The following is a 15,579-nucleotide window of genomic DNA, read 5'->3' on the forward strand; positions in this document are numbered from 1 at the left end:
CTGAATGATGGCGAATACCGAGGAATCTTGCTAGTTTACCCCTACGGCATTCGGGTCATCAAGACGGACCGGTAGCTGGCCTTCCGCTTTGCTGTGTCCTGCAAGTATGGCCGCCAAGGCTTCCATAAAATAAGGTGTATTTTCATAGCAGCACAGATACGCCGGTACGCCCGGAATATCGTTCAGATCATACGGATTCCGTGTGGAAGCCACGATCAGTTTACCGAGCTTCTGCTGCTGCAGCCCTTCCACCAGTTCGCGCTGGCCTTCGGGAAGGGCGCTGCCCGCCGTATACGTTGCCACCACCACCTGGGAACAGGAAGCTGCTTCTCTCAGAACCAGCTCGATTTCTTGTTCATCCGGCTCGGCGCTGATCCGAATTTCCTTCACTTGACCGATATATGCAGCAAGAGCATCGCCAAGAGTTACCACTTCGGTCCATGGCTCATCCACCTGAGTTTCGGAACGTACTTCTGGCCATACGACCAGGACGGAAGACTGGGTGTCCAAAGGAAGCTGCCCTTGATCCTTGACAAGCGTGATGCTTTTCCGTGCCACTTCCTGGAGCAAACGATCCACTTCCGGCTTTTCATGTCTTTCAAGAAAGACGGGCGCGGCCTCCGATTCCGGCACATCGGCAATACGCTGCTGCTTGAGGGCAAGAATGCGTTCCACCGCCGTATCAATCGTCTTCTCATGGATTCGGCCACTCAAGACGGCTTGTTTTACAGCCTCGATCGCTTCAATCTGGTCGCTGAGCGTATGGCTCACCAGGACGATATCCGCTCCGGCTTCAATCGCTTGGACTGCCCCCTCGCCTACACCGAAAAACTTCGCAATCGCATGCATTTCAAGACAGTCCGTAACGATGATCCCTTGATAAGATAAATCCTCGCGCAGCAATCCCGTCAATACGGATCGGGACAAGGTCGCAGGAATCGGTTCGGGCTCGATCGCCGGAAAAATGACATGGGCCGTCATAATGACATCCACTCGTTCCTGAATCGCCCGGATAAACGGCTTCAATTCGACCTGCTGCAAGCGCTCCACGTCATGCTCCACCGTCGCCAGCCCCATATGGCTGTCCACGCTAGTATCGCCATGTCCCGGAAAATGCTTGGCCGCGGCGGATATGCCGTTTTCCTGAAATGAGCGAATGACCGCCGCTCCGTGCTCCGCTACCTTGTCCGCTTGTTCCCCGAAAGAACGGACCCCGATCACCGGATTAAGGGGATTGTTGTTGACGTCCACGCAGGGGGCAAAGTTCATATTAATGCCGAGCTGAGTCATTTCCTGTGCACTGATTACGGAAACCTCATAGCTGTATTTCGGGTTGTCCGTTGCGCCAAGCGCCATATTGCCCGGGATTCGGCTCATTTTCTTATGATCAATGCGAGCCACCATGCCGCCTTCCTGGTCAATGGCAATCCATAGCGGCAAGCTCCCGTTAGCCGCAGCCAAATCCTGTAGCGACTTGGAGAGACCGGCAACCAGCTCCAGCTCGTCGATATTGCGGCGGAAATAAATGACTCCTCCCAAATGATACTGCTGAATCAGCGTGCGGATCTGGTCATCGGGCACCAGCGAATGAAATCCGCAAATAAACATTTGACCGATTTTTTGCACCAGCGTGAGATTCGAAATATTCAATTTCTCTGCACATCCTTTATATATAAGTTCGGGATTTTGCTTCTGAAGACCGATCGCCTTTGTACCAGCAAAAATCCTCCCGTAAAACCAAAGATAAAACGGACGCAGGGGCCATTCATTCCGGAAGCGGAACCCCTGCAGGCTTTTGTTACATCGCCGGAATGTTTCTGGCCTGATCGCGAAATTCGGAAGGCGTCATGCCCGTGTGCCTCTGGAACACCTTGGTGAAATACCTTCTCTCGTGATAACCGATGCCGGCCCCGATCTGGGTGATGCTTTTTTCGCTGTGCGCGAGCAAATATTTGGCGGCTTCAATCCGTTTGGCGGTGACATATTCCACAAAGGTCATTCCCAGATGGTTCTTGAAAAGCAGACTGAAATAGCTGCAGCTGATGCCGAGATGTCCCGCCAGCTCTTCGATCCCCAAATCCTTATCGAGCTTGTCGGCGATATAGCCCACGGCCTCAGCCATGAGCTGCTGCGGATTTTTCCTGACCGTCTGATCTCCTTCATGCTCCTGAATGCGTGATACCGTTTGCTGGAACGGATCCTTCAAGCGGTTCTGCACAATTTGCTCGCATATGGCACGGATGTTGTTCTCCAGCTCTTTGTAGTGAATCGGCTTGCATATATAATCACGGACCTTATATTTAATTCCGGCCCGCGCATATTCGAATTCCTGATACCCTGTCAGCAAAATAATTTCAGCCGCAGATCCTCTGCTTCGCAGCTCGCTCACCAGCGTCAAGCCGTCCATGACAGGCATCCGTATATCGCATAAAATGATGTCGGGGTTGTGGATATCGAATAAACTCAATGCCTCCTGCCCGCTCCGGGCCGTCAGCACCTGCATGTTCATCTCCTTCCATGGAATGATGCTTTTCAGGTTATTCAGAATCGGAGCCTCATCGTCAACCAGCATCACTTTGAGAATCATTCCATTTCCCTCCACTCTGCGTCAGGAATGACACATTGAATTATCGTTCCGGTCAGGCGCGAAGAACAGATGAACAGTCCATAATACTCCCCGTAGTGGATCCGGATTCGATCCGCCACGCTGCGCAGGCCGAGTCCCCGCCGTTCTTCGTACAAATGCCTCACCTGATCTTTCCGTTCCTCTTCGTCTTCCTTATCCGTCTTCATGTACTGGAATTTCAGCAGCTGCTCCGGATCCATGCCGATCCCGTTATCCTGAACCTGCAGGAAAATGCGGCCCCGATCCGACCAGCACGAGATATGGATATGCCCCTTGTCTTCGATGCCTTCGAAGCCGTGCTGGATGCAGTTCTCGACAAGCGGCTGCAGTGTCAGCTTCAGCACGCTTCTTCTTCTCAAATCCGGAGGCACGTCGATTTCATAGTCAAACAGGTCGTCGAACCGGAATTTTTGAATCTCCAGGTAGCTCTGCAAGTGCTCAATTTCCTGTTCGAGCGGAATTTCTTCCTTATCCTGAATGCTGATTCGCAAAATGCTTCCAAGACGGTGCACCATTTCGCTGACCTTAACGCCCTCATTTTGAACGGCCAGCACATTGATGGACTCCAGGGTGTTGAACAAGAAATGAGGCTTAATCTGCGCCTGCAGCACCCGAAGCTCCGCCTGGGTCTTCTGCTTCTGCTTCGTATTTACCTGCTTGAACAAGCTGTTGATCTGATCCACCAGATCATTGAATCCCTTGGCCAAAATATGCAGCTCGTCTTTCCCGCGGTCTTCAACCCGGACGTTGAAATCTCCGCCTTCCACTTTCCTCATGAAACGGACAATGACCGCGATTGAGCCGGTAATTCGTCTCATGAACACCATGTTGAAGGTAATCGCCGCGAGCAGGCACAAGAGCGTAATCCCGATGAACCACTGGGCAAAAACAAGCGTTTCCTTTGACAGGGATTTCCATGAGGTGACGGACACCAGGTTCCAGGAATAATCCTGCAGATGATAAATCGACACAATGCTATTCTCATCATTGAAATCGGTCTTGAAGCTCTGATATCCGCTGCCGAACTTGACCTGCTTTTTCATCACCGAACCGAGCTGCTTCCCTTCCAATGTTTTATTCGGGTCATAGAGGATTAGACCATCATCGTTAACGAGCATGAATTCGGTGGACTGCATGCTTTGGGAAGGGGACAGGTTGTGAAAGATCGATTCGATGTCCCAGTTGTTGATTTGGACGACCAGAATCCCGATGTTTTTAAAATAGCTCAGCTCTTTGATCAACCGGATCTGTGTAAATACCGGCTCGGTCCCTGTCAGCTCGGGATATTCATGCGGCGCAATCCATTTGGGCACTCCATTCAGATCCATAACCTCTTTGTATAAAGGCTGCTTTTTGAAATCCACGAAAGGCATGGTTTTGAAATTTTCTTTGGTGAAAATGGATACGATGCTTGATTTGCCCGACCCACTCAAGTTGTAGAGGAACGCATAGCTGATGGCTGGATGATTGTAGAGCAGGCTTCGAAAGTTGCGCTGGCTGTTGTTTAGGCTGAGCTGCTCTGCGTTCAAATCCTGTTTCGTGGGATCCTTGGCTGCCAGGGCCATATGAAAGACGGAGGTCGCGATTCCGTTATCGGTTACGTTGTCCATCTGCTTGAGAACGGTGCTAATGCTGTAGCTGATCGCCTTCAGCGAGTATTCCGTCTGGCGGCTGTATTTTTCCTCGATGGAATACGACGAGACCATAAAAGTGACGACCCCTAATACGCAAAGAGGAACAATGATCAATACCACAAATGCCGTAAATAATTTGTTCCGTAAATTCATTGGCACTCTTCCAATCTTTTTTCCTGTAACGCCATCTGCGGCATATTCAATGCTTCATATCGTCCGTTAATCTTCGGTCGCGTTGGCCTTGTCTTGCGCATTGGCTTCGTCCTGCACCTTCTGCAGGGCTTCTGCCATTTTTTTCGGAGTCGTCTGATTGCTGATAAGCTTCTGGATTTGAACATTGCTTATTGTGGAGGTCACATCCGTCTGCACCAGCGAGTCAAAAGCGGCAAACTTCGTTTCGGAATTTTCGAGCGCATCCACGATCTCCTTCATCAAGGTATCGTTCAGGCTTGAAGCAAGCACGGATACATCCATCTTCATCGCCGGCAGCACGCCGTCTTCGACAAGACCGCGAATTTGCATGTCTTCGTTAAACATATTTTTGATGAAAGATTTAACCGCTTCCATCTTGCGCGGATCTTTGGCCACCGCAGCCGAGAAGCCATAGCCGTTGTTCACATTGAACATTAACGATGTCTGGTCGCCCACCCCGCCTGGAATGGGAGGAAGGTTGAAAAAGCCTACTTTGCCAACCATGCTCGCCCCGGACTCTCCTTTCTTGAAAACGGAGGATTTCCAGGTCCCGTCATACATCAGGATGGCTGTGCCCGAAGTAAATTGGGTCGTATACTCCGGGTATTCATAACCAAGCTCTCCCTTTTTAAAATAGCCCTTGTTCTCCCATTCCTGATGCTTGGCGAAAGCCTTGATGACGTTCGGATCGGTCCACTTCGCTTCTCCCGTAGCGAATTTGCCGGTAATGTCCGGACCCGCATACCGCGACCACAGATGATTGGTGAGCATCAGAGGCACCCAGCCGTCTTTGGAGGCAGCAGCAATCGGCACTTTACCATCCGCCTTGATCTCGGCCAGCATGTTCTCAAATTCAGCAAAGGTGGCCGGCGGCTTCCAGCCTCTTTTTTCGAAATATTCCTTATTATAAAAGAAGCCTTCGGCCGATCCTCCGATCGGCAGACCATACACCCTGCCTTTGTACGTAAATGGTTCCAGAGAGGAGAATTTATCCTTGATGCCTAGCTCTTCAATAATGGGTGTCAAATCCAGCAATTTGCCTTCCTTGGCATAGATGGTGGAATCCGGGCTTCCGAACAGATCGAAAATATCCGGAGGATTGCCTGCGGCCATTTCCCCACGCAGTTTCTCTTTGCGGTTCACGTCGGATTCCACGCCATCGAGCCTGAAGGTTAAGCCATCCACCTCGCTTTCCACCTTTTTCACCACATCGTTTAAAATTGCAAAGCGTTTTTCCTTATCTTTGCCGATCTGGGTATGGCGAAGGGTCAATTCAAAGGGCTCTGCCTTCGGGGTCTCCTGCCCTTTGGTTTTGGAGCTGTTGGAGGCGTTTACATTGATTTGCGAGTTTTCACAGGCTGACAACAAAAGTGAAGATACTAAACAAAACGACATCAAAAGAATCAAACTTCTCTTTATCTTCAATGTTGATCCCCCTCGAAACATCTTACATTTCTCATTATAAGAATGAGTATACACCATCGTTAGAGCAATAATCTGCTAAAAGGGGGATAAAATTCTCTACTATTTTTCAAAAAATCCGATCAGTGAAATTCGAGAGAATCGGATCCGGTCAAAAAACGCGAAAAAAAAGAGCCCTCTTCCGGCATGGGAAAAGAGCTCTTGTATAAAAGCATTACACGGCGGCGGTTTGCCGGCGTCCTTCTTCGATCAAGCGGTATGCCCGCTGGACTTCTTCTTCCGTCGGACTTGGCACGCCCTCCAGCGGATAATCCTTCCCCAGCGCCTCCCATTTATAGATGCCCATCTGGTGGTACGGAAGGATTTCGAATTTCTCTACACCGCGCAGGGTTCCGATAAATCTGCCAAGATTGATCAGATCTTCTTCCTGGTCATGAATGCCAGGCACATACACATGACGAATCCACATGCTGCGCCCATGCTCGGACAGCCACTCCGCCGTGCGAAGCGTCCGCTCATTGGATTTGCCCGTCAGCTTGATATGCTTCTCATCATCGATATGCTTGATGTCAAGCAGCACCAGATCGGTCACTTCCAGCAGCTGATGGATCCGTTCCGCTTCATTAAAGCCGTTGCTGTCCAGCGTCGTATGCAGGTTCCAGTGGTTCTTCGCTTCCTTGAACAGCTCGGCAACGAAGTGGGATTGCAGCGTAGGCTCCCCTCCCGAAACCGTCAGTCCCCCGCCCGAGGAACGGTAATAGTTCAAATAAGGCTCAATTTCGGCTAATACTTCCTCGACCGTCATCTCTTTGCCCTCATTCAGTGCCCACGTATCGGGGTTATGGCAGTACTGGCACTTCAGCAAGCAGCCTTGCATAAAAAGGACAAAGCGGATGCCCGGTCCGTCTACGGTCCCAAAGGTTTCCATGGAATGGATATGTCCCTTGATCATTTGAAGTCACCCTTTCCGCATCCGCTTTTTCTTGAATACATGAATCAATCCAATCATTTTCCAGTCGCAATATTTACCCGAAGCCTCTTACATCGAACCGTGGAATGTACGATTGATGACATCCAGCTGCTGTTCGCGGGTCAGCTTCACGAAGTTTACGGCATAACCCGAGACGCGGATCGTCAGCTGCGGATAGTTTTCCGGATGATCCATTGCGTCGATCAGCTGTTCACGGTCAAACACGTTCACGTTCAGGTGATGGGCGTTGCTTCCAAAATATCCGTCCAGCATGGCAACCAGATTGGTTTTACGTACTTCGGACTCTTTGCCGAGCGCTTTCGGCACGATCGAGAACGTGTTCGAAATGCCGTCCAGACTGTCCTCATAAGGAAGTTTGGCTACCGAGCTGAGGGAAGCGAGCGCACCTTTCTTGTCGCGTCCGTGCATCGGGTTGGCGCCTGGAGCGAACGGTTCTCCCGCTTTGCGTCCATCCGGCGTCGTGCCCGTTTTCTTACCGTATACCACGTTCGAAGTAATCGTCAGAATCGATTGGGTCGGCATGGCATTCCGGTAAGCCTTATGCTTGCGGATCATGCTCATGAAAGATTCCACCAGTTCAATGGCGATGCTGTCTACGCGGTCATCGTTATTGCCGTAGCAAGGGAATTCGCCTTCGATTTCGAAATCGACCGCGATGCCCTTTTCATTGCGGATCGGTTTGACCTTGGCGTATTTAATCGCGCTCAGCGAGTCCGTCGCAACCGACAGGCCGGCGATGCCGCAGGCCATCGTGCGCAGGATGTCGCGGTCATGAAGAGCCATTTCGATACGTTCGTAACTGTACTTATCATGCATGTAATGGATGACGTTCAGCGAGTTCATGTACAGTTTGGCCAGCCATTCCATCATCGGCTTGAAGCGTTTGATTACCTCATCAAAGTCGAGTACATCCGCCGTAATGGCAGGATATTCAGGTCCCACCTGTGCTCCGGACTTCTCGTCGATTCCCCCGTTAATGGCATAGAGCAAGCATTTGGCCAGGTTCGCGCGGGCACCGAAGAATTGCATTTGTTTGCCGATTCTCATCGCCGATACGCAGCAGGCAATGCCGTAATCATCCCCATAGATCGGACGCATCAGATCGTCATTCTCATATTGAATCGAGCTGGTTTCGATCGATACTTTAGCGCAGTATTTCTTGAAGGCTTCCGGCAGTTTCTCCGACCAGAGTACGGTCAGGTTCGGTTCCGGTGCAGGTCCCAGGTTATACAAGGTGTGCAGGAAGCGGAAGCTGTTTTTCGTTACGCGGGTCTGCCCGTTCGAGGACATGCCCCCGATCGATTCCGTAACCCAAGTCGGATCGCCGCTGAAAAGCTCATTATAGTCGGGCGTGCGCAGGAATTTTACGATCCGAAGCTTCATGACAAAATGGTCCACGAGTTCCTGTGCCTGCTCTTCGGTCAATGTGCCTTCCGCCAAATCACGTTCCATATAAATATCCAGGAACGAGGATACGCGTCCGAGCGACATCGCGGCGCCGTTTTGCTCCTTAATCGCCGCCAGGTAACCAAAGTACAGCCACTGGAATGCTTCTTTGGCGTTTTGCGCCGGCTTGGATATGTCATAGCCGTGCATAGCCGCCATTTGCTTTAGCTCGCCAAGAGCACGGATTTGCTCCGACAGCTCCTCGCGCAAGCGGATCACATCTTCATCAATGACGTCGACTTCAAGCTCCATCAATTCCTGCTTCTTGTCCTGTACGAGAAAGTCGATGCCGTATAGTGCGACGCGGCGATAGTCGCCAATGATGCGGCCGCGGCCATAAGCATCGGGAAGCCCCGTGATGATGCCTGCTTTTCGAGCAGCGCGCATGTCTGTTGTATATGCATCGAATACGCCTTGGTTATGCGTTTTGCGGATATCCGTAAATATTTGGATCAGTTCCTCGGGAAGCTCAAAGCCATACGCCTTGCATGCGTCAATCATCATGCGGATGCCGCCGAAAGGCTGGATGGAGCGTTTGAAAGGAGCGTCGGTCTGCACACCGACAATCTGTTCCTTCTCTTTGTCCAAATAACCCGGCGCATGGGAAGTAATGGTCGAAGGCGTGTTCACATCGACATCCAGGACGCCCCCGTTTTCCCTTTCTTTCCGGGTCAGCTCCGATACGATCTTCCACAGTTCAGTCGTATTGGCCGTAGGACCGGCCAGGAAATCCTCATTTCCCAGGTACGGGTTGATGTTGCTCTCGATGAAGTTATTGACATCAACCTTTCTTGCCCATTTCCCTTTCTTGAAACCTTTCCAGCCAGACTGCATGTTTTGTACGTCTTTTTCAAGCACCGACATCTGAATCCCTCCATCTATTTATTTAATGGAGACCATGGGCTTGAAGGAAATCCCATGTCTCTGGAACCCGCATAAATACGAAGTTAGGTCGAAAGTTTTGTGACTTTTTTCACAACTCCGGATTGATTTAGCCTGATCGTCTGCACATTCATGCAGCCTTGCTTTCTATGCGGTGTCCTTATTACAAGTTCAGTTTACAGGTTTTTTCTGAAAATCACTGTGACAAATATCACTTTTCGGGTGATATTTGTCACAGTATCCATCATTTTCATTCGTTGTTATTTATCGAAACGTCCGTAGAATGCATTCCGGTATACCTCAGCCAGCTCTGTCACCAGCGGCAGCTTCGGATTGGCCGTCGTGCACTGGTCTTCGAAAGCACGATCCGCCAAGTAGTCAACGCGAGCCTCAAAATCCTTCGCGTCAAAGCCGAGCTCCTGGAACGATTCCTCGATGCCCAATGCTTTGTTCAGCTTGCGGATTGCCAGAATCAGGCTGTCTACCCCTTCTTCCGTCGTGCGGGCCGGCAGACCCAGAATGCGCGCGATTTCCGCGTAACGCTCATCAGCGATGAAATGCGAGTATTTCGGGAACGAAGCGAATTTCGTCGGCTTCTTCGCGTTGTAGCGGATGACATGCGGCATCAGGATCGCGTTGGTGCGGCCGTGCGCCGTATGGTATTGTCCGCCCCATTTGTGCGCCAAGCTGTGGTTGATGCCGAGGAACGCGTTGGCGAAGGCCATGCCGGCCAGCGTCGATGCATTATGCATTTTCTCGCGGGCAAACGGATCGGCGGTCAGCGCCGACTGCTCCAGATACTGGAATACGAGCTGGATCGCCTTGATCGCGAGGCCGTCCGTATAATCGCTTGCCATGACCGATACATACGCTTCAATCGCATGCGTCAGCACGTCCATGCCGGTATCGGCTACCGCAGTCTTCGGCAGCGTGTAGACGAATTCCGGATCCACAATCGCCACATCCGGCGTTAATTCGTAATCCGCAAGCGGATACTTGGTATTACCCTGATTTTTATCCGTAATAACAGCGAACGAAGTCACTTCCGAGCCTGTACCCGACGTCGTCGGAATCGCCACAAACTTCGCTTTTTGCCCCAGGCGCGGATATTTATAGATCCGTTTGCGGATATCCATGAATTTTTGCTTCAGATTCTCGAAATCGGTATCCGGATATTCATAGAACAGCCACATGGCTTTCGCGGCATCCATTGGCGAACCGCCGCCAAGGGCGATAATGCAGTCCGGCTGGAACCGGTTCATCATTTCTGTGCCTTTGTCCACCGTTGTCGTCGACGGATCCGGTTCAACATCCGAGAATACCTCAATGACAACCGGCGTCTGGCGTTGACGGAGATAATGCTCTACTCTCTCCACGTAGCCCAGTTTGACCATCATGGCGTCGGTTACGATGGCCACGCGGCTGATATCCGGCATTTTAGCCAAATACTGCGTCGAACCCTTTTCAAAGTAAATTTTGTCCGGCACTTTAAACCATTGCATATTCACGGTACGGCGAGCCACCCTTTTCACGTTGATGAGATTGACCGCGGTGACGTTCGACGATGTCGAGTTGCGTCCATACGATCCGCATCCCAGGGTCAGCGACGGCAAGTTCGTGTTGTAAATGTCTCCGATCGCCCCGTGCGTCGAAGGCGAATTGACGATGATCCGTCCCGTCTGCAGCCGGTCCGCGAATTTCGAGATGACTTCCTCGTCATGCGAATGGATAACCGACGAGTGGCCCATCCCGCCGAATGCGACGACTTCCGCTGCCCGTTCGATTCCTTCCGCTGCCGTTTTCACTTTATAGCAGGCGAGTACCGGACTCAGCTTTTCCGCCGACAGCGGGTACTTCATGCCTACGCCTTCGATTTCGGCGACCAATATTTTGGTGCCAGCCGGCACGCTGAAGCCGCACATTTCGGCGATTTTCACAGCGGATTGACCGACGATCGCCGGATTCACCGCGCATTTTTCCGGATTGATGGCTCCCGCCGTCAGCTTCGCCGCTTCGTCCTTGTTCACGAAGTAACAGCCATTTGCGATCATTTTTTTCCGCACTTGATCAAAAATCGGTTCCTCGATGATCACAGCCTGCTCGGATGCGCAAATCATACCATTGTCAAACGACTTGGACAGGATGAGGTCGGTGACCGCCTGATCAATGTCCGCCGTTTTTTCGATGAAGCAAGGAACGTTGCCGGGACCCACGCCAAGCGCCGGTTTGCCGCAGCTGTACGCCGCCCGCACCATGCCCGATCCGCCGGTCGCGAGAATGAGCGCCACATCCGGGTGATTCATCAGGGCATTGGTTTTCTCCATGGTCGGCTCTTCGATCCACTGGATGCAATCTGCTGGAGCTCCGTGCTTGACGGCAGCTTCCATCAATGTCTTGGCTGCCTCTCTGCTGCATTGCTGCGCAGAAGGGTGGAATCCAAAAATAATAGGGTTACGTGTTTTAATAGAAATAAGTGCCTTAAACATCGTCGTGGACGTCGGATTCGTTACGGGCGTAATCCCCATGATGATACCTACAGGTTCTGCGATTTTCTGGTAGCTTTCATAAGGGTTATCCTCAATGACGCCGACGGTTTTTTCATACTTGATGCTGTGATAAATATACTCGGTCGAGAACATGTTTTTCGTGATTTTGTCTTCATAGATGCCTCTACCCGTTTCCTCCACCGCGAGCTTCGCCAGATGCATGTGCTTGTCGAGTCCCGCCAATGCCATCGCCTGAACGATGTCGTCGATCTGCTCCTGGGTCATGCCCATGAATTTTTCCTGTGCCTTGTTCGCTTTGTCGATGAGGGTCTGGATGTACGCTTCGGCTGACTGCTGTTTTTTATCGGTAACAACTTCATTTTTTACAGCCATCTCTTTCATCCTCTCAGGTATATTTTGGTTTAACTCTCTCTCTCGACTCGATCATAACACAATCATGAAAAGATTTAAAGTGAAAACTTTCACAAAATTTGAATGTTTTCATTTTCCGTTTTCAAAACGCTTACATTTCCAATTCCATCTCTCCGAAACTTATATGTATGAATATGAATAACCTCAACGCTCGCAAAAGTGAAAATTATCACAATGTCGGAATTTCGACACTTTTATGGGCTTTTCTCCCCCCAAAAATGGCTTATTTCAGGTTATAATTAGTTTAAAATTTATTGAAAATTGAAGATACAAAGGGGATAACGAGTATGAGCAACCAACTGAATGTTATCGAAGCCCGTGGAAATACAAGCTGCTTTTCTGACCAAAACCTGGATCGCCTGATGGTCATCATGAAGGACCGCATCGTGCCTGAAGGCTCCCATCTGTTCTGGGAGGGCGACGTATCTGACAAACTGTTTTACGTCAAACGCGGCCGCATCAAGCTGACCAAATCGACGGATGAAGGTAAAGAGCTGATTTTGTATATGTACCAAACGGGAGACATGGTTGGCCAGGCCGATCCTTTCTTCAGCAGCAAGCACAGCTTTACGGCGGAAGTGCTGGAGGAAAGCGAAATTGGGGTGATCGATCAAAAGGATCTGGAGGTGCTGATCTGTCAGCACTGCGATTTTGCGATCGACTTCATGAAATGGATGGGCATTCACCATCGCCTGACCCAGACCAAATTCCGCGACCTGATGATGTACGGCAAGCCCGGCGCGCTCTGCTCGACCCTGATCCGACTCAGCAATACTTATGGAGAAAAGCATGGAGATACCATTCTTATTCATAAAAAAATTACCCACACCGACCTCTCGAACATGATCGGGGCTACCCGCGAAAGCGTGAACCGCATGCTCAGCGATCTGCGCAAAAAGGATGCGGTGGAATACGAAAATGGCATGATTGTCATCAAGAATCTCGAAATGCTCCAGGATATTTGTCACTGTGAGCTGTGTCCGAACGAAATTTGCCGTATCTAACCGCAATGCACCGAAGCGGTTTTCCCTTTGCTTCACCACTATTCCAGCTCCCGGAACATTCCTCCTGCTCCGGGAGCTTTTTTATGCGCAAAAATACCCATTCCCTTCCTGATCTGAATGTTTTTTATGTTTTTCCTCCTTTTGCCCCTGATTCGTCCTATAAATGTCATAAAAATGTTCTGAAACGATTGAATTAAGGACTTTAGTACTATAAATGATACGGATAAAAGAACCGAAACAATTGTTAGTACCAATTCCAAAGACTCATTAATTTGCGCAGTTATTCCTAATTTATATATTTCGCAGCTGGAAACTGCCCATGAACGAGGAGGTTAGGCTTCTGCCCGAAGAGAACTACATCACATTCAATATGCTACCGACATCCAAGGTCTGAAGTCTGTTTATCCCCTTGAAAAAGGGTACGAGGAATCATCATTGCAGAGATCAATTAAGGAGTGGAACCCTATGGCAACAAAGTGGATAAATCGTTTATGCTTGATCATCGTTTTTTGCATCGTTTTTTCAGGAGTGGCTGTTCATTCGCCCAATGAAGCAAAAGCACAAGGTTATTATCAAAAGGCAACCTGGCTGTGGAATACGGAACGGATCCGGAGCAATCCGCAGGATGTATTGTCCTTCCTGACCCAGAACCAGGTTAATCTCGTCTATTTGCAGGTGAACATCGATATTCCGGTTTCCTACTACCGAAGCTTCATCAAGGAGTCCGGCGCACGCGGCATACACGTTGAAGCGCTCGATGGCGCGCCGCAATGGGGACTCGAAACTGAACGCTACCGCATCACTAACTTTTTAAGCTGGGTACAAGCGTATCAGAACGGAGCCGCCGCCGCAGAAAAATTCAGCGGTCTTCATGTAGATATTGAGCCGCATGTCCTGCCCCAATGGAAGACCGACCAAACCGGCGTCATTCGTCAGTGGCAAAGCAATGTCATTTATCTGGGACAAGAGGCCGCTAAGCTCAATCTTTCGCTTTCTGCCGACATTCCCTTCTGGCTGGGCAATTACTATACGGCAGACGGTAAAGCCACATTAAGCCGGTTCATGATCGGCCAATATGATTCCGTGACGATCATGTCTTACCGCGATACCGCAGCGGCTATCTACAGCATCGCCAAGAAGGAGCTCGAAGACGCTACCGCTCTCGGCAAGAAGGCGTTTGCCGCGGTGGAAACGAAGCCGAGCAACGAAGGCGATTTCCTTACGTTTTACGAAGAAGGCGCTGATTATATGAATGAACAGCTCGTCTTGCTGCATGAACTGGCGAAAGTGAATCCGTCATACACAGGCATTGCAATCCACGATTTTGACGGCTGGAAGAGTTTGAAGTAAACGATTTTAAAAAGGGGAGCCCTGTCGGTCTTGCGACCAAAGGACTCCCCTTTTTGTTACGTTTTCGGAGGAAGCGTGTTCAAATAATCCAATGCATCCTTCATGTTGCGGACGGGAACGATTTTAATCTTGTAGTTTCGCTTTTTCGCTTCGTCCATAATATCCTTCGTATTGTCATCGTTTGGCTGCACGTCGGCAGGACAGAAGAAAATGTCCACCTTCCCTTCGTGTGCCGCCACGATTTTATCCCGAATGCCTCCAATTTGGCCGACATTCCCGTCCTGGTCGATCGTTCCCGTGCCCGCAATCTGGTAACCCTTGGTCAAATCCTCCGGTACCATCTGATTCAATATTTCCAGTGAAAACATCAGCCCAGCCGATGGTCCGCCAATTTCCCTCGTATCGATTTTCACCTGACGCGGCGGATAAATCACGTATTCATCCTCCGGCTGTATACCCAGGCCTACTTTTCCTTGATCATTGATCACCGACAGCCCGAAGGTCATCTGCTTCCGGTTCCCCTCATGGAAAAAGACGATGTCTACCTGATCCCCCGCCCTCTTGGCGCTTAAATAGGCGATGACCTCCTCCGATTTTTTCATCGGTTTGCCGTCGATTTCCGTGATGATATCCCCCACGGCAATTTTGCCTTTCGCTGTGGAAGCGGGCAGCACATTGGTGACGAAAATGCCCTTATTCTGGACGGGAACCACTTCACCCGCCATCCGTAGGCCCGCCGTGACCGCATTCTGCTGAGAGGTCGTCATCATATGCTTGAGCAGAAAATCATATTCGTCTTCCGTCAGATTCCCGCTTACGCTTTTTTCCTTGCGGATTTGCGTATTCGGCGCGAACCATCCGTAAATCAGATAGTAGAGATGCGAGGTTTTGATCGTGGATACCGTCGTCAGATAAAAATTCCCCTTCTCGGACTTATGACCGTTTTCCACGGTAATGACCGGGGCTAGCGGCTCAACATCTCCCGGCTGATACAAATAGTAGGGAGCCGGGATCATCAAAACCACCAGCAATGCCAGGATGATTCCCGTCGTCCACGTTAATCTTTTCGTTTTCTTGGTTACGCTCACGTTCAAACGAATCCTTCCTGGACTAT

At 50.3% G+C, this 15,579-nt stretch carries 10 protein-coding genes; 2 read left to right on the top strand and 8 right to left on the bottom strand.

From position 1 onward, the window contains the following. Positions 1-30: 30 nt before the first annotated feature. From PCH05_RS13765 to adhE, 7 genes are all read right to left on the bottom strand, one after another. Positions 31-1,650 carry a glycoside hydrolase family 3 protein gene (locus PCH05_RS13765; protein WP_127602977.1) on the bottom strand — a complete coding sequence of 540 codons (1,620 nt, stop codon included), beginning with the start codon at positions 1,648-1,650 and terminating at the stop codon, positions 31-33. 148 nt (positions 1,651-1,798) lie between these two features. Continuing rightward, positions 1,799-2,587 carry a response regulator transcription factor gene (locus tag PCH05_RS13770; protein ID WP_307719539.1) on the bottom strand — a complete coding sequence of 263 codons (789 nt, stop codon included), beginning with the start codon at positions 2,585-2,587 and terminating at the stop codon, positions 1,799-1,801. Next, positions 2,584-4,413, bottom strand: a complete 1,830-nt coding sequence (locus tag PCH05_RS13775; RefSeq protein WP_127602978.1) for a cache domain-containing sensor histidine kinase — start codon at positions 4,411-4,413, stop codon at positions 2,584-2,586. The genes PCH05_RS13770 and PCH05_RS13775 overlap by 4 nt, the downstream gene beginning before the upstream one ends. A 66-nt stretch (positions 4,414-4,479) precedes the next feature. Continuing rightward, entirely contained in the window at positions 4,480-5,871 is a 1,392-nt protein-coding gene (locus tag PCH05_RS13780; RefSeq protein ID WP_174806267.1) for an ABC transporter substrate-binding protein, read from the bottom strand. Positions 5,872-6,088: 217 nt separating this feature from the next. After that, positions 6,089-6,826, bottom strand: a complete 738-nt coding sequence (gene pflA / locus PCH05_RS13785; RefSeq protein ID WP_127602980.1) for a pyruvate formate-lyase-activating protein — start codon at positions 6,824-6,826, stop codon at positions 6,089-6,091. A gap of 87 nt (positions 6,827-6,913) precedes the next feature. After that, positions 6,914-9,175 carry a formate C-acetyltransferase gene (gene pflB / locus PCH05_RS13790; protein WP_127602981.1) on the bottom strand — a complete coding sequence of 754 codons (2,262 nt, stop codon included), beginning with the start codon at positions 9,173-9,175 and terminating at the stop codon, positions 6,914-6,916. A 278-nt stretch (positions 9,176-9,453) separates the two neighbouring features. After that, entirely contained in the window at positions 9,454-12,072 is a 2,619-nt protein-coding gene (gene adhE, locus PCH05_RS13795) for a bifunctional acetaldehyde-CoA/alcohol dehydrogenase (protein WP_127602982.1), read from the bottom strand. Between the two features lie 326 nt (positions 12,073-12,398). Between adhE and PCH05_RS13800 the strand changes: the two genes are divergently transcribed. Both PCH05_RS13800 and PCH05_RS13805 read left to right on the top strand, forming a co-directional pair. Next, on the top strand, positions 12,399-13,115 hold the full coding sequence (locus PCH05_RS13800; protein ID WP_127602983.1) for a Crp/Fnr family transcriptional regulator: 717 nt from the start codon (positions 12,399-12,401) through the stop codon (positions 13,113-13,115). 465 nt (positions 13,116-13,580) lie between these two features. Continuing rightward, a complete protein-coding gene (locus tag PCH05_RS13805) occupies positions 13,581-14,465 on the top strand; it encodes a hypothetical protein (RefSeq protein WP_127602984.1) in 885 nt (294 codons plus the stop codon). A 56-nt stretch (positions 14,466-14,521) separates the two neighbouring features. Here the strand turns inward: PCH05_RS13805 and PCH05_RS13810 are convergent, their stop codons facing one another. Continuing rightward, a complete protein-coding gene (locus PCH05_RS13810; RefSeq protein ID WP_246049575.1) occupies positions 14,522-15,553 on the bottom strand; it encodes a SepM family pheromone-processing serine protease in 1,032 nt (343 codons plus the stop codon). Positions 15,554-15,579 lie beyond the last annotated feature (26 nt).

Origin of the sequence: Paenibacillus chibensis (assembly GCF_004001045.1) — a bacterium.
GTDB lineage: Bacteria > Bacillota > Bacilli > Paenibacillales > Paenibacillaceae > Paenibacillus_AQ > Paenibacillus_AQ chibensis.